This window comes from Ruegeria sp. CF8, assembly GCF_056537285.1.
In genome coordinates this window covers 91,576-116,584 of the sequence record NZ_JBQFRG010000011.1, presented here as the reverse complement: position 1 = coordinate 116,584, position 25,009 = coordinate 91,576, and the positions used below count along the sequence as shown (strand labels likewise).

23 protein-coding genes are annotated in these 25,009 nt (G+C 56.3%); 10 read left to right on the top strand and 13 right to left on the bottom strand.

Features of this window, described 5'->3' with window-relative positions; translation table 11 throughout:
• Nucleotides 1-239: 239 nt before the first annotated feature.
• From ACR0EV_RS20745 to ACR0EV_RS20735, 3 genes are all read right to left on the bottom strand, one after another.
• Nucleotides 240-1,628, bottom strand: coding sequence for a hypothetical protein (locus ACR0EV_RS20745; protein WP_480801834.1), 1,389 nt, complete (start codon nucleotides 1,626-1,628; stop codon nucleotides 240-242).
• Nucleotide 1,629: 1 nt separating this feature from the next.
• Entirely contained in the window at nucleotides 1,630-2,823 is a 1,194-nt protein-coding gene (locus ACR0EV_RS20740; RefSeq protein ID WP_480801833.1) for a M16 family metallopeptidase, read from the bottom strand.
• Between the two features lie 514 nt (nucleotides 2,824-3,337).
• Nucleotides 3,338-4,267: a LysR family transcriptional regulator gene (locus ACR0EV_RS20735; RefSeq protein ID WP_480801832.1), complete on the bottom strand. Its 930-nt coding sequence runs from the start codon at nucleotides 4,265-4,267 to the stop codon at nucleotides 3,338-3,340.
• 105 nt (nucleotides 4,268-4,372) lie between these two features.
• Here ACR0EV_RS20735 and ACR0EV_RS20730 point away from each other — a divergent pair, with 105 nt between their 5' ends.
• Genes ACR0EV_RS20730 through ACR0EV_RS20690 form a run of 9 tightly spaced genes read left to right on the top strand, consistent with a single transcriptional unit; the run spans nucleotide 4,373 to nucleotide 13,676 of the window.
• A complete protein-coding gene (locus ACR0EV_RS20730; RefSeq protein WP_480801831.1) occupies nucleotides 4,373-5,434 on the top strand; it encodes a maleylacetate reductase in 1,062 nt (353 codons plus the stop codon).
• Nucleotides 5,435-5,459: 25 nt separating this feature from the next.
• The gene (locus ACR0EV_RS20725) at nucleotides 5,460-6,734 is read left to right on the top strand and encodes an ABC transporter substrate-binding protein (protein WP_480801830.1); all 1,275 of its coding nucleotides are present in this window, start codon (nucleotides 5,460-5,462) and stop codon (nucleotides 6,732-6,734) included.
• Between the two features lie 49 nt (nucleotides 6,735-6,783).
• Entirely contained in the window at nucleotides 6,784-7,503 is a 720-nt protein-coding gene (locus tag ACR0EV_RS20720) for an ABC transporter ATP-binding protein (RefSeq protein ID WP_480801829.1), read from the top strand.
• Nucleotides 7,503-8,213, top strand: a complete 711-nt coding sequence (locus ACR0EV_RS20715) for an ABC transporter ATP-binding protein (protein WP_480801828.1) — start codon at nucleotides 7,503-7,505, stop codon at nucleotides 8,211-8,213. The genes ACR0EV_RS20720 and ACR0EV_RS20715 overlap by 1 nt, the downstream gene beginning before the upstream one ends.
• Nucleotides 8,210-9,073 (top strand): branched-chain amino acid ABC transporter permease, encoded by an 864-nt coding sequence (locus ACR0EV_RS20710; RefSeq protein WP_480801827.1) that lies wholly within the window; start codon nucleotides 8,210-8,212, stop codon nucleotides 9,071-9,073. The genes ACR0EV_RS20715 and ACR0EV_RS20710 overlap by 4 nt, the downstream gene beginning before the upstream one ends.
• Nucleotides 9,073-10,170, top strand: a complete 1,098-nt coding sequence (locus ACR0EV_RS20705) for a branched-chain amino acid ABC transporter permease (RefSeq protein ID WP_480801826.1) — start codon at nucleotides 9,073-9,075, stop codon at nucleotides 10,168-10,170. The genes ACR0EV_RS20710 and ACR0EV_RS20705 overlap by 1 nt, the downstream gene beginning before the upstream one ends.
• Before the next feature lies 1 nt (nucleotide 10,171).
• Nucleotides 10,172-11,929, top strand: a complete 1,758-nt coding sequence (locus tag ACR0EV_RS20700; RefSeq protein WP_480801825.1) for an FAD-dependent oxidoreductase — start codon at nucleotides 10,172-10,174, stop codon at nucleotides 11,927-11,929.
• A 39-nt stretch (nucleotides 11,930-11,968) separates the two neighbouring features.
• On the top strand, nucleotides 11,969-12,853 hold the full coding sequence (locus tag ACR0EV_RS20695; RefSeq protein ID WP_480801824.1) for an intradiol ring-cleavage dioxygenase: 885 nt from the start codon (nucleotides 11,969-11,971) through the stop codon (nucleotides 12,851-12,853).
• Nucleotide 12,854: 1 nt separating this feature from the next.
• Nucleotides 12,855-13,676: a 3-oxoadipate:acetyl-CoA acetyltransferase gene (locus tag ACR0EV_RS20690; RefSeq protein ID WP_480801823.1), complete on the top strand. Its 822-nt coding sequence runs from the start codon at nucleotides 12,855-12,857 to the stop codon at nucleotides 13,674-13,676.
• A gap of 57 nt (nucleotides 13,677-13,733) precedes the next feature.
• On the opposite strand, the gene ACR0EV_RS20685 is transcribed toward ACR0EV_RS20690, so the two are convergent.
• The 9 genes from ACR0EV_RS20685 to ACR0EV_RS20645 all read right to left on the bottom strand — a co-directional run bounded on the left by ACR0EV_RS20685 (nucleotide 13,734) and on the right by ACR0EV_RS20645 (nucleotide 23,159).
• On the bottom strand, nucleotides 13,734-14,699 hold the full coding sequence (locus tag ACR0EV_RS20685) for a pirin family protein (protein ID WP_480801822.1): 966 nt from the start codon (nucleotides 14,697-14,699) through the stop codon (nucleotides 13,734-13,736).
• Between the two features lie 81 nt (nucleotides 14,700-14,780).
• On the bottom strand, nucleotides 14,781-16,961 hold the full coding sequence (locus tag ACR0EV_RS20680; protein ID WP_480801821.1) for a xanthine dehydrogenase family protein molybdopterin-binding subunit: 2,181 nt from the start codon (nucleotides 16,959-16,961) through the stop codon (nucleotides 14,781-14,783).
• A 1-nt stretch (nucleotide 16,962) separates the two neighbouring features.
• Nucleotides 16,963-17,415 carry a (2Fe-2S)-binding protein gene (locus ACR0EV_RS20675; RefSeq protein WP_480801820.1) on the bottom strand — a complete coding sequence of 151 codons (453 nt, stop codon included), beginning with the start codon at nucleotides 17,413-17,415 and terminating at the stop codon, nucleotides 16,963-16,965.
• A gap of 55 nt (nucleotides 17,416-17,470) precedes the next feature.
• Nucleotides 17,471-18,373, bottom strand: a complete 903-nt coding sequence (locus ACR0EV_RS20670; RefSeq protein WP_480801819.1) for an efflux RND transporter periplasmic adaptor subunit — start codon at nucleotides 18,371-18,373, stop codon at nucleotides 17,471-17,473.
• Nucleotides 18,370-19,980, bottom strand: a complete 1,611-nt coding sequence (locus ACR0EV_RS20665) for an MFS transporter (protein ID WP_480801818.1) — start codon at nucleotides 19,978-19,980, stop codon at nucleotides 18,370-18,372. Before ACR0EV_RS20665 ends, ACR0EV_RS20670 begins: the two co-directional genes overlap by 4 nt.
• On the bottom strand, nucleotides 19,964-20,272 hold the full coding sequence (locus ACR0EV_RS20660) for a GNAT family N-acetyltransferase (protein ID WP_480801817.1): 309 nt from the start codon (nucleotides 20,270-20,272) through the stop codon (nucleotides 19,964-19,966). The genes ACR0EV_RS20665 and ACR0EV_RS20660 overlap by 17 nt, the downstream gene beginning before the upstream one ends.
• A 32-nt stretch (nucleotides 20,273-20,304) precedes the next feature.
• Nucleotides 20,305-22,038, bottom strand: a complete 1,734-nt coding sequence (locus ACR0EV_RS20655; RefSeq protein ID WP_480801816.1) for an amidohydrolase — start codon at nucleotides 22,036-22,038, stop codon at nucleotides 20,305-20,307.
• Between the two features lie 131 nt (nucleotides 22,039-22,169).
• Nucleotides 22,170-22,874 carry a hydrolase gene (locus ACR0EV_RS20650; RefSeq protein ID WP_480801815.1) on the bottom strand — a complete coding sequence of 235 codons (705 nt, stop codon included), beginning with the start codon at nucleotides 22,872-22,874 and terminating at the stop codon, nucleotides 22,170-22,172.
• 30 nt (nucleotides 22,875-22,904) lie between these two features.
• The gene (locus tag ACR0EV_RS20645) at nucleotides 22,905-23,159 is read right to left on the bottom strand and encodes a DUF1427 family protein (protein WP_480801814.1); all 255 of its coding nucleotides are present in this window, start codon (nucleotides 23,157-23,159) and stop codon (nucleotides 22,905-22,907) included.
• Between the two features lie 283 nt (nucleotides 23,160-23,442).
• Here ACR0EV_RS20645 and ACR0EV_RS20640 point away from each other — a divergent pair, with 283 nt between their 5' ends.
• On the top strand, nucleotides 23,443-24,417 hold the full coding sequence (locus ACR0EV_RS20640) for a LysR family transcriptional regulator (RefSeq protein WP_480801813.1): 975 nt from the start codon (nucleotides 23,443-23,445) through the stop codon (nucleotides 24,415-24,417).
• On the opposite strand, the gene ACR0EV_RS20635 is transcribed toward ACR0EV_RS20640, so the two are convergent.
• Nucleotides 24,379-24,999 (bottom strand): alpha/beta hydrolase, encoded by a 621-nt coding sequence (locus tag ACR0EV_RS20635; protein WP_480801812.1) that lies wholly within the window; start codon nucleotides 24,997-24,999, stop codon nucleotides 24,379-24,381. The genes ACR0EV_RS20640 and ACR0EV_RS20635 overlap by 39 nt on opposite strands.
• Between the last annotated feature and the right edge of the window lie 10 nt (nucleotides 25,000-25,009).

Below are 25,009 nucleotides of genomic sequence, written 5' to 3'. Positions count from 1 at the left end.
ACTAACCCTTTTGCAATCCCGCGCGACTGCCTGACACAATCAGCAACCATCGATGGATCTGTTAACGGGCAAAGATAAGGCCATTTGAGGCGCTGCTCGGCGTCGATAGCATCTCGCTCAAAGTCGCCGTAACGATGACGATTATGCACCTATGACTGCTGTGCGCTGCAAAAGAGCCCGGCATGAACCAATGCTTGCCACATAAAGACCATCTTGCAACGACGACACTTGCTTTTCTTTCAAAGGTTTTCTGCATTCGAAAGCACATCAAGGCAAAATCTTAAGGGGGTGTTTTTTGGCAGCGAGCAATAACCTTTTGACCGCAAGATGTCCGATGGAGGGTTACCTCCACCGATCAGAATGAGCAGGAACTCTTCCAGTGGCGGTAGAAGCTCTTTCGAGTTTGCCGCCGATTCTTCCAACGAAAGAGTTTGAAACGCGCTGAATAGCGGTATTTCGATAGTGCCGTCAGTACCTTGGGGATATTCATGAAGGTATTGCCGCGTTCCCCATACAGGCTCTGTGAAAAAGTCGTGATAGTAAGCCCGGTCCAACTTACCGAACTGAATTTCCAAACCTTGTTGTTCTACCTTCCCGTTGCGAACACTCTGGTAAATCTCACTAATTTTCCCATAGACTTCGGGCCACTTCACCGCTTCAACCGTAGCGCTTAATGAGATAATCGCCTTTTTCTTTCCAATGACAACGAAGTCAGAGCGTGGATCGTAAGCCGCGCGCATTTCCTGTCGGATCATCCGAAACATCTCGGATCCTTGATTGGCCCCGATGTAGTCCACCAAAACATTTGTCCCAACCTGGTCAGCCACATTTGCAAATTCTTCAGCCTTAACAAAAAGGATCAACATCTCGGTAGAGTCGGGATCGGCGAAGTGAATGACACCTGTTGGAAGTGTGAACGCTTCTTTGTCTGTGCCAACTAATGCTTCAGCCCATTTTGCAATAGGCAATTCCCATTTTCCTTCCGGTTGACGAAGCTTTCTGATCAGTTGAAGGGTACGGCGCTCTACTTCTTGATCGCCAGATCTTAGGATTGCCTGAGCGGGTCGGCCAAAACGAAACTCGCCATTCCCAACCTCAGAGTCTTCTTTACCGGGTTCGTACTGCATAAAAGCCGCTACTTCGTTCAGAACATCGTCAGGTCTTCTGGTCCTCGTAGACTTGATAAGGCCGGAGTATTGCAGCTCTCTTGCATACCAGTCGTCCGAGTATTCCGGCTCAAGCAAAAGATTTTCGAGGTGGACGATGGTCTCTGGAAAGACTTCGTTCGGCGCAGAGACAGTTAGCATCAGGTTATTGCGACTTGTTTCGACGTAATGCCGGATCCCTTTCAACCGCTTGTACTCAGCAATTTTGTACGACGAACGGCTTGATGTTCCTCCCGACACGACACTCGAAAGACCAGCACGCAAGGCGGCCACACGGTCTATTTCCGGTCGATCAATCGGCCAAACCAGGGTGAGTTCTGAAATTCCGTTGGTCAGAGGCTGCAGATAAACGATCTTCGCCTCACCAGTCGTTGCAATCAGCTCTGCTTTGACCTGCTGAGCAGAAAGCAGGCCAAGAACCATCAAGACTGCTGAAATGAATCGGCCTTTAAATGTTCGCATGTTAATCTGCTTTCTCGGCCAAAACGACGGATGTGGCCGATGGCTTGATGACCTTTTCGGCAAATTCAATAACGTCCTGATCTGTTGTGTCGTTCAAAATGTCGACAAACACCGACGGTGTGACGGGTGGAAAACCATCCGAAGCCACATTCTTTAGAAAGGACAGAAACGCGATTGGTCGGCGGGCAGCATTCTGGGCTGCGACGATCTGTGTCTGGCGCGCTCGATTGATTTCATCTTTGGTGATCGGTTCGTTCAACAAATTTGCCAGAGTCTCTGTCAAATGGCTGTGCGCCTCATCCACGCTGAAGCCGGGCATCAGGTGCAAATCGATGGTAAGCTCCAAATCAGCATTCTTGGCAAAATACCAGTCTGCATCAATATCGAAAACGCGCTCGTCCTGATAGTACAGGGCCTTGTAAAGCCTTTCGTTCAAAATATCGCTGGTGATAAAAAATGCGCCCTGCATATCTATGCTGGTTGACCGATCCTCGAAGTCAACGAATTTTGCAAACTGGATTGCGTCGCGCGCCAGGTTGTCAGACCTAACGCGTTCTACAAATCTGAGCCCGGGATCCGGTTTGTGGTCTAACCAGGATTTCTGAGGAACCTCGGAGAGTTCCGTGTCTTCAAATATACGAGCAACGTGTTTCTCGGCGATTTCAGGTTCAATTTTCCCCGAAACGATTAACATTACATTGGACGGCACATAGTGTGTTTTGTGAAATTGATAGGCTTTCTCAAGGTTCAATTTTGGAAGGTCTTCAATGGTGTTATCCGCTCGGCCGCGCAGAGTGCCATAGAGGTTTTGAAGCGCGATTCTCCTGAGCCAGCGGAGCGGAGACTGTCTTTCGCGCAGCAGTGTTTCACGCTGAACGATATCAATTTCGCTTTCCGCAAACCCTTCCGGCAATGACGGCGTGTCCAGAACGGCACGAGACAGCCGCAACAACATTTCTATGTCAGAAGGAACGCCAGAGTTCGTATACACCGTCGCTACGTTATGCGTTGTCGCGTAAACGTCGCGCTCTCGTGGCTTCCTAAGTATTGTGGCGTCCGCTGAAAACGCGCTCAAATGCTCAGTTAGATGAGCTGTACCTGATGGCTCCGGGTCATCGTACACGCCAGACAAAACAATCAACTGAACGTCCACGCGATTGAAATCATCCCTCGGAACCACGTAGGCTGCGAACAACCCACCCTTCTCTGAAAGAGGGATGACGTTTTGCGCTTGAGCAGTTCCAGTAAATCCCAAGAAAATAAGCGAAAAAATCAGTAAGACCGCGCGCATCATAATCCTTTGAACTAAATCACTTAAGACAAAACGCGTCCCTTACCAGGTGCTCCCCGAACGAGACGATGATTTCCCGAATGCTTGCGGGATACCAACTGTTATTTCAAGCCGCCAATCGAAAACTCGTCGAATTACGTTCGGTTCGAGATCAAATATGCCCGGAACTAGTGCCTCGAATCTATTTGACCGACGGACCAACCAGTTGGCCGTGCTGTCATGGCATCATCGTCTAAGTGCGACACACAAGACAAAGTTCAAAGCTCTTGCATAGATCATGCTGGAAGGCACTGCATCAGTTGATCTTTTCTGACCCGTTGATCGCATACCCCAATGCCACAACTGTTGCGCAGGTACGTCGAAGATCCATAAATAACTGAAATATATATGGTTTTTCAAGACAAACCGATCAGATAGATCACACTGCACTACAGATCAATCGATCAAGCATTTCGAACTTCAGTTTGATAAACTCCAGTACTCGGTTTGACGAAGCCGACATTTTTCGGGCGCTAAGCGTAACGCATCCCAAGTGTCGGTCAGGATCACCAATTTTTATCGGCAGTGCTGTCAGAGTTTTTTGCCGTTGCATCATGAAGACCACCGAAAACGGCAGAACCGTCAGGGAATCCGAACCCGTTAGAACGTTCACAACTGCACTCAGCGAGCCTCCGGTGAAACTGATTTTGAGGTCTCGCACCCCAATGCCGTCCAGCGTGTTGCGCAAGTCACGAAACAGCGGGCTGTTTGCAGGTGGCGCAATCCAGGAATACTCGGTTATGTCCTCCAGCTTCACCTCTTTCTTGCGCGCCAACGGGTGCCCCGCGCGACAAGCTATGACGTTTCGCCCCGGCAAAATCTGGCGGAACTCATAGTCTTCGGATACGTCCGCGGGTCGCATGGGAAGGATAGCTACGTCCAAAGTCTCGGCTGACAACTTTGACAAAAGCTCGGTGGGGTACCCATAGGATTGGTCGATCCGAATATTGGGGTACTGGGCCTGAAACTCTGCAATCACGTTTGAGATAACGCCGTCCATGAAGATCGGTGTGCCCGCAACCCGAACCGCACCAGCAAGACCTTGACGGTGCTCGTCCACCAGTCGGCTCGCATGACGACCCGCGTTCAGAATTCTCTGTCCCTCCTGAGCCAAAGCGAGACCAAGCTCAGTGGGTTGCAATGGCCTTCGGGTGGGCAGGAACAATGGCTCCCCCACCCGGTCTTCTAACAACGAGACACTTCTGGACACGCTGGGCTGCGATTTCCCAAGTAAAGCAGCGCCTTCGGTTAAGCCTCCGGCCTCGACAATAGCCGCAAGAATTTCGAGATGTCTCGGATCAAGCTTCATAACGCAAAGTTATATTGAGTGTCGAAAATTCGATCAAGAGTGCAGTTTTGACCTGCTAGCGTTTGCCTCAGAACCGCAATCCAGCGCTTGTCAGGAACTCGTCCCATGGCTCTCAACACCACCAGCATCAATGGCCAGAAGGTCCGGTTCGGAGCAGGTTTGCGTGACGACATCTGCACAGAGCTATCGGTGCTGGGATCAAGCAAAGCACTGTTGCTGTCGACACCTCAGCAAGTCGATATGGCTATGGAACTTGCGACAACTGTCGGGGATCGTGCGGCGGGTGTCTTCACTCGGGCAACGATGCACACCCCGGTCGACGTAACTGAAGAAGCGATTGAACATGCGTTGTCTGTCAAAGCCGATAGCATTGTCTCTATCGGTGGAGGGTCGACGATTGGCTTAGGCAAGGCGATTGCCCTACGGACCGGCTTGCCACAGATTGCTATCCCGACCACATATGCCGGCAGCGAGGCTACTCCGATCCTGGGTCAGACTGAGGACGGTATCAAAACCACCCTGACAGACCCAAAGGTTTTGCCGCGGGTCATTCTGTACGATCCTGAACTGGTGGCATCACTACCACCCGCAATGACCGTAACCAGTGCTTTGAATGCGATGGCTCATGCCGCCGAGGCGCTCTATGCCAAAGACCGAACAGAGCAGACTACGGATTTGGCTATCGACGGCCTAAAGGCGTTTGCGGAAGGTCTGCCGACTGTTGTCGAAAACCCTGACGACCTCAAAGCCAGAGAAGAAACACAGCGCGGCGCTTGGGCCTGCGGTACGGTACTTGGTTTGGTCGGAATGGCGCTGCATCACAAGCTTTGCCATACGTTGGGCGGGTCCTTCAATTTGCCACATGCGGAAACCCACGCGATCGTTCTGCCGCATGCCATCGCCTACAATGCGGTGGGTGTGCCGGATTTGCTGGCACCCGTGACAGACGTTCTTGGCGGTTCTGAACCGGGCCAGGCGCTTTGGGATTTTGCCACGAGAATGGGCGCTCCAATGGCTTTGAAAGACCTTGGTCTTTCAGAAAGCGATCTGGATCGTGCCACCGAAATCGCACTCAAAAATCCGTATTGGAACCCGCAACCTGTCACTTCTGATGGGCTGCGGGCGCTGCTTCAAAATGCTTGGGCGGGAAATGCCCCAAGCGTTTGAGTTCACGGTGTCAAGGGAGGGACACATGATCACACGACGCAAATTGCTGCAATCCAGCGCCGCAACTGGCCTCGGGCTGGCCGCCGGTGCGCTCGCTGCACCTGCTATCGCGCAGGGCGCAAAAATCAAACTGGGCTATGTCAGCCCGCAATCAGGGCCTTTGGCTGCGTTTTCCGAGGCGGACAAGTACATTTTGGACAATTTCGCCGCGTCCGAGGCGGGAGCGAATTTTGAGGTCATCGTCAAAGACAGCCAATCGAACCCGAACCGTGCAGCAGATGTGGCAGGCGAATTGATTGTGGATGATGAGATCGACCTGATGTTGGTTGCCTCGACACCCGAAACCACCAACCCGGTTGCCTCGACCTGTGAGGCCGAGGAAGTGCCGTGTATTTCCACTGTTGCCCCGTGGCAGCCATGGTTCATCGGCCAGCAGGGCAATCCCGGTGATCCAGCCAGTTGGGAGCCGTTCTATTACGCTTATCACTTCTTCTGGGGCCTTGAGGACGTGATCTCGGTCTTCACGGCTATGTGGAGCCAGTTGGAGACCAACAAACAGGTCGGTGCTCTGTTCCCAAATGACGGTGATGGCAATGCCTGGGGCGACCCGAATGTAGGTTTCCCACCTGTTCTCTCAGAGTTGGGCTACTCACTGACGGATCCCGGGCGATACCAGAACCTGACTGATGATTTCTCAGCCCAGATCAACGCGTTCCGGCAGGCCAATGTTGAAATCGTGACCGGAGTTCCGATCCCGCCTGACTTCACGACGTTCTGGAGCCAGGCCAAGCAACAAGGCTTCACCCCGAAAGCCGCGAGTATTGGTAAAGCCATTCTATTCCCGCAAGCGGTCGAGGCATTGGGCGACGCGGGCAACAACCTGAGTTCCGAAGTCTGGTGGTCCCCCACCCATCCGTTCTCGTCATCGCTCACCGGCGCAAGCTCGGCTGAACTGGCGCAAGGGTACATGGCCGCCACCAGCCGTCAGTGGACCCAGCCCATCGGCTTTGTGCACGCATTGTTCGAAATGGCAGCCAACGTCATGGGCCGCGTTGATGACGCGGGTGATGGCGATGCGGTCGCCGAGGCTATCGCTGCCACGCAGTTGGATTCAATTGTTGGCCGGATCGCCTTTGATGGCGCGGGCCTGCCCCCCTTCGCCGCTCAGAACGTTGCGAAAACGCCGTTGGTAGGTGGGCAATGGAGGCTGCTCGACAATGGCAGCTATGACCTCGTGATCGTTGACAATTCCTCGGCACCCGAAATCCCGACCGCAGGTGTGATGGAAGAAATCTCTTGATTGCAACGCAACAAACACCCCGGATCATCTCCGGGGCAGGAACACTGGTATGACCATTCTTTCGCTCAAAAACGTCTCCAAAAGCTTTGGTGCGCTCACCGTTACTGACGATGTCAGTTTTGATGTCTCGCAGGGGCAGGCCCTCGGGATCATTGGCCCGAATGGGGCGGGCAAGTCGACGCTGTTCAACCTGATAACGGGCAATCTGACCTCTGATACGGGATCAATCCATTTTGACGGGACGGACGTGACCCGCGTGCCGCCCATGCAACGCTGCCTGTCAGGTATAGGGCGCTCGTTCCAGATCCCTCAGCCGTTTGATCATCTGACAGTGTTCGAAAACCTGTTGGTGGCCGCGACCCATGGGCAGAGCAAGTCAGAACATGAGGTCGAACAGGCCTGCGCCCGTATTCTTGAGCAAACGGAATTGCTGGATGTGGCCAATGACCCCGCCGGTGGTTTGCGTCTGCTGCAACGCAAGCGACTGGAATTGGCCCGCGCAATGGCAACAAACCCCAAGCTTTTGTTGCTGGATGAAATCGCCGGGGGGCTGACCGACGCGGAATGCACCGCGCTGATCAACACCATCAAGGGACTGCACAACAGCGGAGTGACGATCATCTGGATCGAACATGTCCTGCATGCGCTCACCTCGGTCGTCGAACGGCTGCTGGTTCTGGATTTCGGCAAGGTGATCGGTCTGGGCGACCCAGACGAGATCATGAACAGCCGGGAAGTCAAAGAAATCTATCTGGGGATCGAAGTCTGATGAGCCTGTTGGAGACCCACGCGTTGACCGCCCATTACGGCGACTTCCAAGCCCTGTTCGGTGTGGACGTCCACCTGAACGAAGGTGAAACCGTTGCCATCATCGGCGCAAACGGGGCCGGGAAATCGACCCTCATGCGCTCGATTTCGGGGGTTCTGACCAACGGGTCTGATCAGGTGCGTTTTGATGGCCAACCCATCGGCGATCTGACCTCAGATGAGATCATGGCACGCGGGGTGGCAATGGTGCCCGAGGGGCGCCGGCTGTTTCCTTCCCTAAGTGTCGAGGAAAACCTGCTGATAGGCACCTATGGCCGAAAGGTATCGGGCCATTGGTCCCTGCAAACAATCTACGACCTGTTCCCGATCCTGAAAGAGCGCCGGAACCATCCCGGTACTGCCCTGTCTGGCGGACAACAGCAGATGGTGGCCATAGGCCGCGCCCTGATGAGCAACCCACGCGTTCTGCTGTGTGACGAGATCAGTCTCGGCCTGGCACCCGTGGTCATCAAAGACATCTATGACGCCGTGCCTCGCATTCAGGAGGCCGGAGCCAGCCTGATCGTGGTGGAGCAGGACATAGGACAAGCGATGAAAGTTGCCGACCGCGTCTATTGCATGATGGAGGGTCGCGTCACGTTGGAAGGCACCGCAGACACGCTCAGCCGCGAGGCCATACACGACGCCTATTTCGGAGGAGCTGCCGCATGATCTGGATCGATACCATCATTCAGGGCGTTCTGTTGGGCGGGCTCTACGCGCTGTTCGCCGCAGGGCTGAGCCTCGTGTTCGGGATCATGCGTCTGGTCAATCTGGCCCATGGCGATCTGATCGTCTTTGCCGCCTATCTGATACTTCTGCTGGTCTCGTTGCTTGGGCTGCCTCCGTTTCTGGCAGCAATCATTGCCGCGCCGATCATGTTTGGCGTGGGTTGGGCTTTGCAGAAACATGTGCTGAACCGCGTGCTGGGGCCTGATATCCTGCCGCCTTTGCTCGTAACGTTCGGTCTGTCGGTCGTTTTGCAGAACGCTCTGCTCGAAGGCTTCTCGGCGGATAGCCAGCGTCTGCCTGCGGGCGAAATCGCAACGGCATCCGTTCAGATGGGCGGGCTGAACCTCGGCGTTCTACCGCTGCTGACCTTTGCCTCTGCGATCCTTGTGATTGTCGGTCTGAACCAGCTTTTCTATCGGACGGAACTGGGCCGTGCTTTCCGCGCGACCTCGGATGATGCGGTGACAGCGGGTCTGATGGGTATCCGGCCAGAACGTATCTTCGCCACAGCAACTGCCATCGCAATGCTCGTTGTGACCTTGGCCGCGCTGTATCTGGGAATGCGGGCGAACTTTGACCCCAATATCGGCCCCGCGCGCCTAATCTATGCCTTCGAGGCCGTGATCATTGGTGGCCTCGGCAGCCTTTGGGGCACGCTGATCGGAGGCATCATTATCGGTGTCGCGCAGACCGTTGGCGCGGCGATCAATCCCGAATGGCAAATCCTGGCCGGTCATCTGGCCTTTCTCATCGTGCTTCTGATCAAACCCAGAGGCCTGTTTCCAAGGGCGGTGGACTGATGACTGATACTGCAATGTACCGCGTCCAGACACAGACCCGCGCGTCTTACAGCGCCGGAGCCGTCTGTATCGCCCTGATCATCCTGTTCATCCTGCTGCCAACTTTTGCCAGCCGGGGATTGATCCAGGACCTATTCTTTATCTTCACCATGTTGGTTCTGGCGCAATTCTGGAACCTGCTCGCAGGATATGGCGGGCTGGTGTCCGTCGGGCAGCAAGCGTTCGTAGGCATGGGAGCCTATGCCATGTTCGGCGGTGTCATCCTGTGGGGCATGGACCCGGTTCCGGCCATCCTTTTGGGAGGTATAGCAGCCCTGATTGTCGCCATCCCCACGGCCTTTTTCGCCTTCCGGCTGCAAGGGGCTTACTTCGCCATCGGCACATGGGTCATCGCCGAGGTCATGCGCCTGCTGGTGGCCCAGTGGAAGGTTCTGGGCGGCGGCACCGGAACCTCTCTGCCCCGCACAGCAACGCGTGAGATGTGGGCGACCGAGTGGATCCAGACCACATTTGACGTTCGAGGCGCGGCAGCGCGGGACATCCTGACCTATTGGCTGGCCTTGGCACTGGTGATCGCAACGATCGCAGGCATCTACTGGCTGCTCAGAACCAAACGCGGGCTGGCGCTGGCCGCGGTACGGGACAATGTCGAAGCGGCTAAGTCTGTTGGCGTTGATGCGGTGCGGATGAAATGGCTGGTCTATCTGGTCTCAGCCGCTGGAACCGGGCTGACCGGCGCGTTGATCTATGTGCAAAAGCTGCGGATTTCACCGGATGCTGCGTTCTCGGTCACCGACTGGACGGCTTACGTGATCTTTATTGTCGTGATCGGAGGCATCGGCACCATCGAAGGCCCGATCCTGGGTGTGCTGATCTTCTTCATCCTACAAAGCCTGCTGGCTGACTACGGCTCCTGGTACCTCATGGTGCTTGGGTTGATCGGGATCGCCGTCATGCTCTTCGCTCCGCGCGGTCTGTGGGGGCTGATCTCAGAAAAGACTGGGCTGCAGATTTTCCCTGTGCGCCGTCGCCTTGTGCTGACGAACCCAAAGGACGGCCTCAACTCAATTCAATCTGACAAACAGAGGGAGGCGTAACATGGCCACCATAACAACGGATGTCCTCATCATCGGGACCGGACCTGCGGGGTCTGCAACGGCGGCTTTGCTGTCGAGCTATGGCGTCGAGAACATGGTCATCAACCGCTATCGCTGGCTGGCCAATACGCCACGCGCGCATATCACCAACCAACGCACGATGGAGGTGCTGCGCGACCTTGGTCACGAGGTCGAGGCCGAAGCCTATATGCACGCTGCGCATCAGGACTTGATGGGTGAAAATGTGTTCTGCGAAAGCCTCGCAGGCGAGGAAATCGGGCGCATGAAAAGCTGGGGCAATCACCCGCTTTCCAAGGCAGAACACCTGCTGTCCAGCCCGACCGTGATGAACGATCTGCCACAGACGTTCATGGAACCCATTCTGTTCGGCACGGCCTGCCGCCGTGGGACTCAAGCGCGCATGAGCACTGAATATTTGCACCATGAACAGGATGCAGACGGTGTAACGACAACTTGCCTGGATCGTCTGTCGGGCGAAGAAATCACGATCCGGTCAAAATATCTGGTCGGCGCAGACGGGGGCAATTCACTGGTCGCCGAACATGCAGGTCTACCGTTCGAAGGTCAGATGGGTGTCGGCGGGTCCATGAACATCCTGTTCCGCGCAGATCTCAGCAAATACGTCGCGCATCGGCCGTCGGTCCTCTATTGGGTGATGCAGCCGGGTGCGAATGTCGGTGGCATAGGCATGGGTCTGGTCCGCATGGTTCGCCCATGGAACGAATGGCTCATTGTCTGGGGCTATGACATCAACCAACCAGCGCCCGAAGTTGACGAGGCCATGGCCACGCAGGTAGCGCGCCAGCTTGTTGGCGACCCCGAGCTTGAGATCGAACTGATCAGCGCCAACACCTGGACCGTCAACAACATGTACGCGACCCATATGCAGAAGGACCGCGTGTTCATCATGGGTGACGCGGCGCACCGTCATCCGCCGTCAAATGGTTTGGGATCGAATACCTCGATACAGGACAGCTTCAACCTCGCCTGGAAACTGGCGGCTGTCCTGAAAGGCCATGCCGGAGAGAGTTTGCTCGACAGCTACAGCGAAGAACGCGCACCGGTTGCAAAGCAGATTGTTACGCGAGCCAATCAATCCATTGGCGAATTCGGACCGATCTTTGAGTCACTCGGAATGGCCGAAGGTGTCGACCCTGAGGTCATGCAAAGCAACCTTGAGGCACGCTCGGGATCAACGCCTGAAGCTGCGGCACAAAGACAGGCCATTCGCGAGTCGATTGCTTTCAAGAAATATGAGTTTGATGCGCATGGTGTGGAAATGAACCAGCGCTACGACTCCTGTGCGATTGAAACGGATGGTCAACCCAATCCCGGTTTTGATCAGGATGCTGAGCTGCACTACCAGCCGACGACATGGCCCGGTGCGCGCATTCCGCATGTCTGGGTGTTCGATCATGATACAGGAAACAAGCATTCAACGCTGGATCTGTGCGGTCGTGGAGAATTCACCGTGTTGACCGGAATTGGTGGCGAGGCTTGGGTAACTGCGGCCGAGGCCGTTTCGAAAGAGCTGGGCATGCCCATTCGATGTCACATCATCGGCCCGCGCCAGACCTATGTTGACCACACCGGGGATTGGGCGCGCGCATCCGAGATTTCAGATACGGGCTGTTTGTTGGTCCGTCCTGATCAACATGTGGCATGGCGCTCAGCCAATATGGCTTCGGATGCCGAAGCCGAACTGCACCGCGCTTTGACCACGGTGCTTTCGCGATGAGCCAATCTGGAGCAAACTTACACAAGTCAGGAGGCCAAAATGGACTCGCATGAGATGGGATACTTCACCGAGGAAAACTCGGCCGAGGTCGTCACGGCACGGAACAAAAACGCAGAAAGCGAACGGCTGAAGCAGGTGATGGAGGTCATCACCCGTAAGCTTCATGAAGCGGTAAAGGAAATCGAACCAACGCAGCAGGAATGGTTCGAGGCGATCATGTTCCTGACCAAGGTTGGGCACATGTGCGACGACTGGCGGCAGGAGTATATTCTGTTGTCCGACGTTCTAGGCGTTTCGATGCTGGTCGACGCCGTGAATTCTCGTCGCCCAACCGGGGCCTCTGAGAACACCGTGCTGGGTCCGTTCCATGTAGGGGGCGCCCCGGAATACGAGATGGGACACAACATTTGTCTCGACCAAAAGGGTGAGGACATGGTGGTGCGGGGCCGTGTCACTGATGTGGACGGCAACCCGCTGGACAGTGTCAAAATTGACGTCTGGCAAGCCAATGATGACGGCTTTTACGACGTACAGCAGAAAGGCATTCAACCGGATTTCAACCTGCGCGGCGTCTTCACAACCGGTGCCGATGGGACCTATTGGTTCCGTGCTGTACGACCAAAGAATTATCCAATCCCGGATGACGGGCCGGTCGGCGATCTGTTGAAGCGTCTTGGTCGGCACCCGTACCGCCCGGCGCACCTACACTACATCGTTTCCAAAGACGGCTACGACGATCTGACCACTCATATCTTCGATCCCGATGACCAATATATCAATTCGGATGCGGTATTTGGGGTCAAAGAAAGCCTAATCGCCGAATTCAACCGCGTCGATGATCCGGCACGATCTGCGGAAGTTGGCTTTGAGGGTCCTTACTGGGACGTTGAATTCGATTTCGTTCTTGCCCCCAAAGAGGCGTGACATGGCAGAGCCTTGCATCATTTGCGTTGCGATCACCGGATCATTGCCGACCAAGGCCAACAACCCGGCGGTGCCGATAACGGTCGAGGAGCAAATCGAAAGCACACACGCGGCATTCGAGGCAGGAGCGACGATCTGCCATGCACATGTTCGCAACGATGATCAAACCCCGTCGAGCGATCCTGAAAAATTCGCGAGATTGAAAGAAGGGTTAGAGAAACACTGCCCCGGCATGATCATACAGTTTTCGACGGGCGGGCGGTCCGGCGCGGGCAAGACGCGCGGCGGCATGTTGCCGCTGCGGCCTGATATGGCCTCATTGTCCGTAGGTTCGAACAACTTCCCGACCCGCGTTTACGAGAACCCACCTGATCTGGTCGACTGGTTGGCGGCTGAGATGGTTACCTATGATGTCAAACCAGAGATCGAAGCCTTCGACTTAAGCCACATCTTGAAGGCGGCCGAGATGCACAAGAAAGGGCAAATCAAGGATACGCCCTATGTGCAATTTGTGATGGGTGTGAAAAATGCAATGCCTGCTGATCGCGAAGTCTTTGACTTTTATGTGAAAACAGTCAATCGGATATTTCCAGGTGCGCCGTGGTGCGCAGCTGGCATTGGTGCCCAGCAGGAAGTTCTGAACCACTGGGCAATTTCGTCTGGCGGCCATGCACGAACCGGCCTCGAAGATAACGTACGCCTAGATCGCAATACGCTGGCACCATCAAATGCAGCGCTTGTAACGCGCACTGCAGAGATCTGTGACCAATACAATCGCCCGGTTGCGACAGCCGACCAGGCACGAAATATTCTGGGCCTCTAGACCGAGTTTCGCGCACTTTGGAAATCCTACAACCCGGTCTAACAGTCAGGTCGACGGCTAGTCTTTTCCATTGGGCAAGGTTTGCTCAAGTTCTGGTGTGATCGGGATATGCTCGGCATCATCACCCGGCGGCAGCTTAAAGGGGCCATTGGCCCAATCCGCCGCCTTCCAGGACTCTTTGGCCTCTTCAATCCTGTCTCGAGACGATGAAACAAAATTCCACCAAATGTAACGCTCCTCGCTCAGGGTTGCCCCGCCCAGCGCCATAAGACGCGCACCCTTTTCACCAGCCCGAGCGCTGATCTTGTCACCGGGTCGAAAGACCATCATTTGCCCGGCTTCGAAGACGTCACCAGCAACCTCAACCGACCCTTCGGTGATATACACACCGCGATCTTCCTGATCGTCGGGCAAGGGGAAATGCGCACCCGGCGAAAGAATGACGTCGACGTAAAACGTCTCGGACTGCATCGTAACGGGGCTGGTTTTTCCATAGGCAGATCCGAGTATGAGTTTTGCTTGGATGCCCGTATCCTGAAGCTCTGGAAGAGCCGCGTTCTTGTGGTGTTCAAAATCTGGCGCCATCTCTTCGCGGTCTTTTGGCAACGCGATCCAGGTTTGAATACCAAATAATCTGTTGCGCTTGGCCCGCGTTTCCGCGCTGGTGCGTTCGGAATGCGTGACGCCCTTGCCTGCAACCATCCAGTTCACTTCTCCCGGATAGATCATCTGATGAGTGCCGAGGCTGTCGCGATGCTCAAATTCGCCATCATACAAATAGGTGACGGTCCCAAGGCCGATATGCGGATGTGGGCGAACGTCTATGCCGCCTTCCGTGATGAACTCTGCTGGACCCATCTGATCGAAAAAGATGAATGGCCCGACCATCTGGCGTTCAGGCGCAGGCAACGCGCGCCTGACTTCAAAGCCACCGAGATCACGGGCGCGCGGAATGATCAGAGTTTCAACACTGTCTGCCGAGGCATTTGGGCACTCAGGGTTATGCGTGGGGTTCCAGCTCATACAGTGGGTCCTTCGTCTGTAGTCGGGTCTTGGCAAAAGCGCCGCCGGTCAAGGGAAATGACCGGCAGCATCCTTAGGCCCCTACGTTTCCAGCGTGGCGGTGACGCGATCCGGCGTAAATGGCATGTGGCGCAGACGCTTGCCTTGCGCGGCATAGAACGCGTTGGCAATGGCCGCAGGCACCATCGGAGTGCCAACCTCGCCGACACCAACAGGCGGCGCGTCGACCTCTGCGACGTAGATCTCGATTTCCGGCATCTGCCTCGCGCGTGTGATCTCGTAGTCCCAGAAGTTGCTCTGCACCACCTCGCCATTTTCGATGTCGATCTTTTCGGAAAGAGCCATCGAGATACCAAATACAATGCCACCTTCGATCTGATTGAGCGCGTTGTCCGGCGTGACGATCAGGCCCGCATCGATGGCCGCCCAGAAGTTGGTGATCTGTATCTCTCCGCTGTCCGCGTCGACTTCAACTTCCGCCACACCTGCCGCCATTGATGAACTGTAGCCAGCGAAGGAAAGACCTAAGTTTCGATCACCCCGATTGTACCAATCGGACATTTCGGCCACCTTCTCAAGCAGGTGCTGCCCGCGCGGGTTTTCTGAAACTAGATCCAGCCGGAACTCCAACGGATCCCGCCCGGCCTGTTCCGCCAGTTCGTCCATAAAGCACTCTGCCGCAAAGGCCGTGTAGGACGCGCCAATACCGCGATAAGGGGCAAGGCGCGCGTGCCGGTCCATGATCAGGTGATCGGCGCGGAAATCCTTGATCCCATAAAACTTGCTCTCTGCACCTCGCATTGAAATCACATCGTTGGGGTTCACCGCATCCCAACGCAGCGGGTTGAAAAACCCAATAACCGTTGGCGTAGCAACCTTGTGATACCACCCGTCCAATTTACCATCCGCAGTCAGACCTGCCTCAAGCTTTTGGGCCGCAGCGGGGCGGAAGGTTCCCTGCTTGACGTCGTCTTCACGCGGCCAGATCACTTTGACAGGTCGCCCGACAGCCTGAGAGCACAGTACCGCATCGCGCACATAGTTCTGCATCAGGGCCGTGCGTCGACCAAAACCTCCACCCATGGTCATCATGTTCAGACGAACGTTTTCGACGGGGATGCCCAGCACCTCGGACACAGTGCGCGCAGTCCAGGACTGCGTCTGCGTACCAGCCCAAACCTCGGCCCCCTGCCCGTCCGCGTCCACGTCGGCAACGGCCCCCATCGGCTCAATCTGAGCGTGGTAGGCATAGTCCGACAGATAAAGCTGCGAGAACTGCCGGTCAGCGTTGCCAATAGCAGAAGGGGCGTCGCCTTTCTCGGCCCAGGTTGCCCCCGACGCTTCAGGATCACTGACAGCGGCGGCGTATTCTGCCAGCGTGTCTTCGCTGTTTGAGGCCCGGAACGGTGAGGTGGTGGACCATTCAACCTCAAGCAAGCCCCGCGCACCCAAGGCAGACCACAGGCTTTCCGCGACCACGGCGACTCCGTCCGGCACCGTCACGATGTCTATGACGCCCGGTACTGCGCGTGCGGCAGAGTCGTTGGTGGAAAGCGGTACCTCGTCCTCAACAGGCGCGCGCAGAACAGCTGCATAGGCCATGTTGGGCACATCCACATCAATCGCGTATTCAGCCCGACCAGTACTTTTGGCCGGGACGTCGCGACGCGGCAGGTCTTGCCCGATGATCCGAAACGCGGATGGGTCTTTCAATGTCACGGTTTCAGCATCTGGAACGACCACACCTGTCGAACCGAGAACCGCCAGCTCGCCATAGCTAGCCTGTTGATCGTCAGGGCCCAGAACGACGCTCGGTTCAGTTCTGAGGCTGGCTTTGTCCACACCCCATTCACGCGCTGCGATTTGCAGCAACACGTCGCGGGCCTGCGCGCCTGCCTTGCGCATCGGGTCAAAGTAGAACTGCGTTCCGGTGCTGCCCGCAGTATACAAAACGCCGCCAAAAAGCTGATTTCCAAAGCGCCGATCATCAGCGTTCAACTGTTCGATCTCAACGTCTTCCCATGCTGCATCCAGTTCCTCAGCAAGGATTTGTGGCAGTGTGGAATAGCTGCTTTGTCCCATTTCAGTCGAAGGGAAAATGATACGGATGCTTCCGTCGGCCCGGATCGTTAACCAGTGATTGACATCCAATGATCCAACTGCCGCCTCAGAGCGAACAGAAGACAGCCCGCCCGCTCCTATTAAGAACGTCAGGCCAGCAGCACCTTGCAGAAATCCTCGGCGGTTCATGTTCATAGTCATCTCAAACCTCCTTGGATGCGCGTTCGATGGCTTTGAAGATGCGGTTGTAGGTTCCGCAGCGGCACAGGTTCGCGCTCATCTCATCGACAATCTCTTCGCGTGTCGGGGACGGGTTATCCGCCAAAAGCGCCGCCGCGCGCATGATCTGACCGGACTGGCAATATCCGCATTGTGCGACTTGTTCTTCGATCCAGGCCTTCTGAACAGGATGCGAACCGTCTTCGGACAACCCTTCGATCGTCGTGACCTGCGCATCTTCCACATCGCTGACCGACATCTGACACGCGAATGACGCCACACCATCCACATGCACCGTGCAGGCCCCACACATGGCAGCACCGCATCCGTATTTCGTGCCCTTCAGTTTGAGTGTGTCCCGAAGGACCAGCAGCAGCATTTCGTCGGGGGGGTTATCAACCTCTACGGGTCGGCCGTTCAATTCGAATTTGATCATTTGGAACCGTCCTTGTGATGCCTGATGTTGAAGGAGTCTTGGGGAGAGGGTTTCGTCATGGCCTGACCATGGAGTGGTCCTGCTGGACGCCGGTGCTCAAAGGGGTCACGGGCATGACACGAACTTTCAATCCCGGAAGCAAAGCCGGATCTGGGTTCTCCAAATCCGCCCACACCCGGATTTTGCCGTTTTTGTCGTCCACCCAGACCGCCGAACCCAGTAACGTGAATGGCTTTTGCAATACCGCGCCAGTTTCCGACACGATGCGAAACTGGGCTAAATCCGAAAATGTTTCTGGACGCGCTTCATTCCCGCTCATCTCCGCGACCCAGTGGGCGTATGGGATCTCGAAAACAACGCGCATGCGGTCAAGGTTCACGATCTGAAACAAGGGCGGGTCACCAGAACTGAACTCGACCAGTGACCCCGGCCCGACCTGTGGATCTTCAACATGGCCCGAGATCGGCGCGCGGATGAGCGTGTCGTCATAGTTCGTTTGCGCGATCTTCAACTCTGTTTCGGCCAACGCGCTTTCCGCCTTAGCCAACTTCAGGTTGGTTTCCGCTTCGAGCAAGGCGACCTCTGTTGCGGTCCCTCGCGTGGACAGCTGAGTGGCACGTTCCATTCTATCGCGTGCTTGATCCAGCAAAGCCTCGGCCTTGGCCAGCTCTGCAATCGCGGCATCAACCGCCAGTTTTTCTAGATCATTTCGCAGCCGCAGCAGTGGAGTGCCCGCGTCTACATAGTCGCCCTGTGCGACAAGTACTTCTTCGACAATGCCTTCTGCACGGCTGTAGACGTCCGACCGATCAACTGCCTCGATACGGCCTTCAAACCCTAGGTCTCCAGCAGACGCGCAGTCAGGCCCGTGAAATCCGAACAACGCTGCAATGAGCATAACCGGCAGACCGTGCCCTCTTGGGGCAGGTGTGGGCAGCATTTCAAACACTCTCATCATGGCGCAATCAGATGGCGGACGACGGGTCCGCTTTCTCTGGTATCGAAAGCAGCGACGGTCTTTTGAACATCCTGATCCTGCCGCGACACCCGAGCGTGCTGAGCCAGATGTTCTTCCCAGGACGAGACCATGAAAGCTTCGACCCATAGCTCGGGGTCTTCCGCACTCTGGAAGACGCGCCAATCATAAGCGCCATCGCGCCAGCGCTCGCCCGACCATTCCTGGATCGCGGAAAGAAACGCAGCTTCGTCCTCGGGTCGGATGCGATACTCGACTTCGACCATGACCGGTCCGCGGGATGCCAAACCGTCTTCGTCCAAAGCAACTTGTGGCGCGGGCCAATGCATCGAGGGTGTCAGGTCCAGATCTTCCCCTTGTCCCAGCTGGCATTTGCGCGTTGCTATTAAGCCAGCGATCAGACCGCCTGCCGCGATCAGCAGCGTTGCTGACACAGAGGTCGCGGTGGCAACCTGCCCCCACAATGCCGATCCGAACGCCATAGACCCGAAGAATACCATCAGGTTTACGGCCAACCCGCGCGCCCTGACCCAATTGGGCAGCGCGGTTTGTGCCGACACATTGAATGTGGTGAGAACGGCGATCCAGCTAAAGCCACCCAAAAGCGCGGCGACATAGGCCATCGGCGGCGTTGATGCCGTTGCCAAAACTGCCATTGCGACCGCCGTACCGACAGTGCCCGATGCTGCAGTGGTGCTTGCGTCAAGCTGCGCCCGAAACTTTGGTAGGGTCAAAGCACCCGCAACCGCCCCGGTGCCGATCAAGGTCAGCAACAGGCCATAAAGCGTGGCTCCACCACCTTCGATAGTCCGCACGACCAGTGGCAGCAACGCCCAATAGGCCGAAGCAAAGATGAAGAAGGCGAAGGACCGGATCAGCGTCGCTTTCAGCGCTGCATTGTGCGCGACATGCCTCATGCCGGTCATCATCGCGTTGAAAACGGGCTGAGATGTCTTTGTAACACCCCCGTCATTCTTCCACATCAACAAGGCACCAATGATGACGATGTAGCTAACAGCGTTGACGGCAAACGGGGCCGCCAAACTGACCGACGCAATCAAAACGCCTGCAAATGCAGGGCCAATAGCGCGGCTGATGTTGATGCCCATTGAATTCAGCGCAATGGCTGGCTGCAGCGCGTCGCGCGGCACCAGAGTCGGCACGATTGCTTGCCAGGCCGGAGCCATGAAGGCGGTGCCAGTTCCGATTGCCAATGTGAACAGGATCAGTAGCGTAGGTGTGACCAGTTCAAGCTGAACCAGTACGGTCAGAATCGAAACCAGCACCAGCAACACCACATTCACCGTGATCAGCAATTTGCGTTTATCAAGCCGATCCGCCAGCGTTCCGGCGTATAAGGCAAAAACAAAGACCGGCAGGGTTGTTGCGGCCTGCACCAGTGAAACCACCGCAGGGGATGAGTTGAGCGTTGTCATCAGCCAACCCGCACCGACATCGTGCATCCAGGTGCCAACGTTAGAGATGAGTGTCGCAACCCAAAGAAGCGCAAACGCGCGGTATCCGAATGGTGCCCAAGCCGAGCCTGACACGGCGGGTGCAGACTTTGCTACACTACCACTGGATGACATCAGCCAAATCCTCGCGATTTCTTTCTGCGTAGGACCGCAGGAATGGGCACAGCGGGACGATGCGCTGACCCTTTTCGCGGGCATCCGCCACAAGCTGCGCTGCCAGTAAACGGGCCAAGCCACGGCCACGCAGCTCATCCGGGACAAACGTATGATCCGCGATGACAAGGCTGGGCGTGACTTTGGATAGTGTCAGTTCCGCCTCACTCACGATCCCGGACACAGACGCGCCATAACGTCCTTTCGTGTCGCTTTCGCTGTAGGTGATCTTTAGTTTTTGGTCGTCCAACATGGGAAGTCTCCTTTGGTCCGGGATACCTGTCGCTATTCGGCCGCCAGGCTGCCCGGACCGCGTGCTGATGCACCGGGCGCACCAAAGATCGGCACGGGCGACCAATCTGGCAGTTCGGGCAAGGGGGCTGGCGCATGAGCAGCGAAACGAGCCTTGGCGTGCACGATCTTGCCGCCAGTTAGCGTCAGATCGGCCTCGATCTCGGTGATTTCATCCTCGGCGATTGCGAAATAATCCCGGTCGAGCACGGCGATATCTGCCCATTGACCTGCTTTGATCTGACCCTTCTTGCCGTTTTCCCGGCTGAACCAAGCCCCTGCAGCTGTCCAATGACGCAGCGCGTCGTGCCGATCCAAGCGGTTCGCGGCGCTCCAGATGATGTCTCCACCGCGGCCCTTGCCCGATACGGCCCAATGAATGGCCAGCCACGGGTTATAAGAAGACACGCGCGTCGCATCCGTACCAGCAGCCAGCGGTACACCGGACGCCATCATCTTCTTGACCGGCATAACCTCGCGTAGGGCGTCTTCGCCATAGCGGTCACGATACGCCGTGGTCTGAAAAGCGATGCGGTTTTGGTAGCTGATGCCGCCGCCCAGACGGGCAACCCATTCCATGGTGGATTCCGAGATCGTCTCACCGTGGTCGAATATCCAATTCAGCTCTTCCAACCCTTTGTCACGACCGACCTCTTCAATAAGCCTCAACAACCGGTGAGCGCTTTCCTCGTAGGTGCAGTGGAAACGGATCGGCCAGCGGTTTTCGAACAAGAATTCAAGAACGGGCCGCAAATCGCCTTCCATCCGCTTGGGCAGATCGGGGCGCGGGTAGCTGAAGTCTTCGAAATCATAGGCCGAGGCCACCAGCATCTCGCCCGCACCAACACATTTCAAGAACGCGTTGCCTTCATCGGGTTTGACGATGTCATTCCACCGTTTGAAATCGTCCAGTTCGAACATCGGACGCTGAGCAAAAAGCTGATAGCCGATGCGCACGGTCTGCTCGCCGCGTATGTTCAACTCGGTGATAACACCATAATCGTCGGGATAGTTCAGGAACCCACCCGCGCAATCCAAAGCCGAGGTCAACCCAAGGCCATTCAACGCTTTGAAGTAGTGTTTGGTCGAGGTGACCTGCTGCTCGAAATCCAGCTTGGGGGCCATGTCCAACAGCGCATACAGCGGCTGCGCATTCGGGCGCGCAATCGCAAGACCTGTCGGGTTACCTTGGTTGTCCCGCTCAAGACGGCCCGAGACAAAGGGTTCGTAGAAATGCTTGTCGATGCCAATCGCGCGAAGGGCGGCTTTGTTCAGCCAAGCGCGATCATACAGATGCAAAACGTAAACAGGCACATCCGGTGCCACCGCATTGATCTCATCAATGGTTGGTAGCCGCTTTTCGGCGAATTGATCGATGGACCAGCCGCCTACGACACGGATCCACTGCCCTGCCGGAGTACGCTCCGCCTGAGCCTTCAGCATACGCAGACCGTCGGCAAGCGACGGAACGTGGTCCCAGCGCAGCTCCATCGCGAAGTTATTGCCTTGCCGAATGATATGCGTGTGGCTGTCGATCAGCCCGGGGATCACGCGTTGGCCGCCCAGATCGATTGTCTCGGTCTTAGGACCCGCAAGCCCGAGTGTCTCCTTGTCTGTACCAACAGCCGTGATCTGATCCCCCGATATGGCCACAGCTGTAGCTTCGGGCATGTCGGGATCCATTGTCGTGATCTTGCCGTTGAAGAGTATCTTGTCTGGAGCGGCCATGATTTGCATCCTTTGGCAAAGCGGAACTGGTCTGTGCCCATCGGACGGGCACAGAAGAGAAAGGTCTGAAAAATCGCCCGCTCGGTTTCACGGGGAGGGATGAAGCGACCGAGCGGACGTGGCGCGGCAGATTATTCTGCGGCGACCTTGCCGGCGGGCACTGCTTCTAACGTCGGGCCGGCGTGGCGGGTGCGCGATGGGGCCTTGTGGACCATCGTATAGGCGTAATCCACGCCCATGCCGTAAGCACCGGAGTGTTCGCGCACCAGGTCCATGACAGCATCATAGGTGTCTCGGCGCGCCCAATCTCGCTGCCATTCCAGCAGAACCTGCTGCCAGGTCACAGGGACGACTCCGGCCTGAACCATCCGGTCCATTGCGTATTTGTGGGCATCAACCGACGTACCCCCCGACGCGTCCGCAACCATGTAGATTTCATAATCCGTATCGGCCATGCAGCTCAGCGCGAAGGTGATATTGCAAACCTCGGTCCAAAGGCCTGAGACCACGATTTTCTTGCGGCCTTCCGCAGCCCCTCGTGCCAGAGCATCGCGGACTTTCTGGTCGTCCCAAGAGTTCATGGACGTGCGCTCAAGCAAAGGTGCCTGCGGATCAACGTCCAGAAGTTCAGGATAAGTATGTCCTGAAAAGCTGTCTGTTTCGACCGTGGTGATGGTTGTGGGTACGTCGAAAATCTTGGCTGCTTTGGCCAATGCAACGGTGTTGTTCTTCAGCGTCTGACGATCGATCGATTGCACACCAAACGCCATCTGCGGCTGATGGTCGATGAAGATGATTTGGCTGTTCTCTGGGGTCAGGACATCAAGTTTGGACATTGTTCATTCCTTGGTTAAGGTTGGATGGGGTCAAAGGGTTTCGGTTTTGCTGGGTTCTGTGACTTGCTCCGTCTTTGTCACCTCAAAGGATTTCAGATGCAGGGCCTGTGACACGGCGTCGGAATGGCCCCTGATCCATTGCACGGCGGCTTCTCCGGCAAGCATTCCAAGAAGACCTAAAAGGGCGATGATTGGCGGGGCCGGGCTGCGGACTGCGATTAGGCCATAGATGACCCCAATCCCGAGGCCCGCTGCGAGCGATATGAGGTAGGGTTGCCAAGTCACTTCGGGCTTCCTTGAATTTTAGGTGTGATTGCTTGGATGGTGTAGTTTTCTGGACGTGCGGGCCGCGTGAAGACTCTGAGGTGAAACCAACGGCACAAAGCCGTTTGAGGGATGTTCAGCCATCCGTCGAGCGCACGCCCCTGCAAGGCCATTTGGTAAATCTTGATCATTTCACTCAGTTCCAGGTGCTGTTGTTCATCGATGTGGGGCGTAAATTGAACTCGACAAAGCAGAAGTTCTGCGGGTATGCATTAGCTGGGCTAAACTATAAGCTTGAGCTGCCATGCCACTGACCCGATTGCCATCCTTGCTGAGTTTGCGCGCCTTTGAGGCGGCGGCCCGGCGCGGATCGATCAAGGAAGCAGCCTATGAACTTTCGGTCACGCCGGGCGCGGTCAGCCAGCAGATAAAGGCGCTGGAAGCTGACCTTGGAGTGCCTTTGTTTGTGCGAAAGACCCGCGCGATCCATCTGACACCCGAAGGACAGCGCTTGCAGCCAACGATCAGCGAGGCGTTTCTGCAAATCCGCCAAGTGGTAGATGAGGTCCGACCCAAGAAAGCGCCCAAACTTCGTATAAGCTCCAGCAATGCGCTGATCAGTAAGTGGCTTTTGCCAAGGCTGCACAAGTTTACCAAGGACCACCCTGACGTTCAGGTTCACATCGAGTCCGAAAACCCCTCGGACCACAAAACCCACGCCACGGCCGATATCGAGATCCGATATGCAAGCGAGCCGCCGTCGGACCGGTATGCGCAGTTGCTTCATCGTGAGCTGATGCTGGTGGTCGCCAGCCCGGCCGTGCTGAACACATTTAGTATACGGTCTCCGGCCGACATTAACGCCGCACAGGTTTTGTACGACACAACGCCGATGCTGGCCGGTTCGGTTCCCAGCTGGGTTCTTTGGAGCCAACACGCTGGCCTCCCGAATGCGGTAGACCCTTCCAAAGCCATGCGGTTCGAAAGACCGCCGGGCGGTCAGATTGTCGACGCCGCTATCGCAGGCGCGGGTGTCGCGCTGTGTGGATCTCTGTTGGTCTACTCGGCGCTTTCGGACGGTCGGCTGATCTGCCCATTCGGTCCTGTGGTCGAGACCGGGTTCAACTATTTCATTTGTTGCCACCCGGGGCGCGAGCGTGAAGAGCATATCCATGAGTTCATGTCCTGGGCGCGCAAAGAAGCCGCCGTGTTGTCTACGTTGAATGCGCTGCTAGATCATTCAGCCGAGGCTGACGTCCCCGTTGAAGTGGGCCGCTAGGGCCGTCAGCTCGGAGTTGCGCAACTCGTGCCCGCCTTCGTGAATGTCTGATGTGACCTCAGCGCCATTCTCGGACAACCATTTGATCAGGCGTTCCGACATCGGCAGCGGCGTGATCGGATCGCGCCGGCCCGCCGTCACCAGAACTTTCCGCCCTTTTAGCTGCGGATTTACTTCGGGTTCCCACGTCACCATCGGATGCAAGAGCCCGACCGCTTCGAAAAGGTCCGGACGTTTTAGAAAGACGGACACCAGTATATTCGCCCCGTTGGAATAGCCAAAACCATAGACGGGGTGGCCGGGATACTCTGAGCGATGGGCTTCGATGAACGCAATCATCTTTTCAGTCGCGCGCGCAAGGTCCTCCATGTCATAAACCCCTTCTGCGGCGCGACGGAAGAACCGCGCCGCGCCCATCTCAGAGACATCACCGCGCGGCGAGACCACTCCGCCTTCAGCAACAAGCTCACCAGCCAGTTCGAAAAGCTGATGCTCATCCCCTCCGGTGCCGTGAAAGGCAAAAACCAGTGGACGGGCAGCTTGCGGTGCCCGCACCAGCGCTTGATAGAGATCTTTAGACATCTCAACCTCC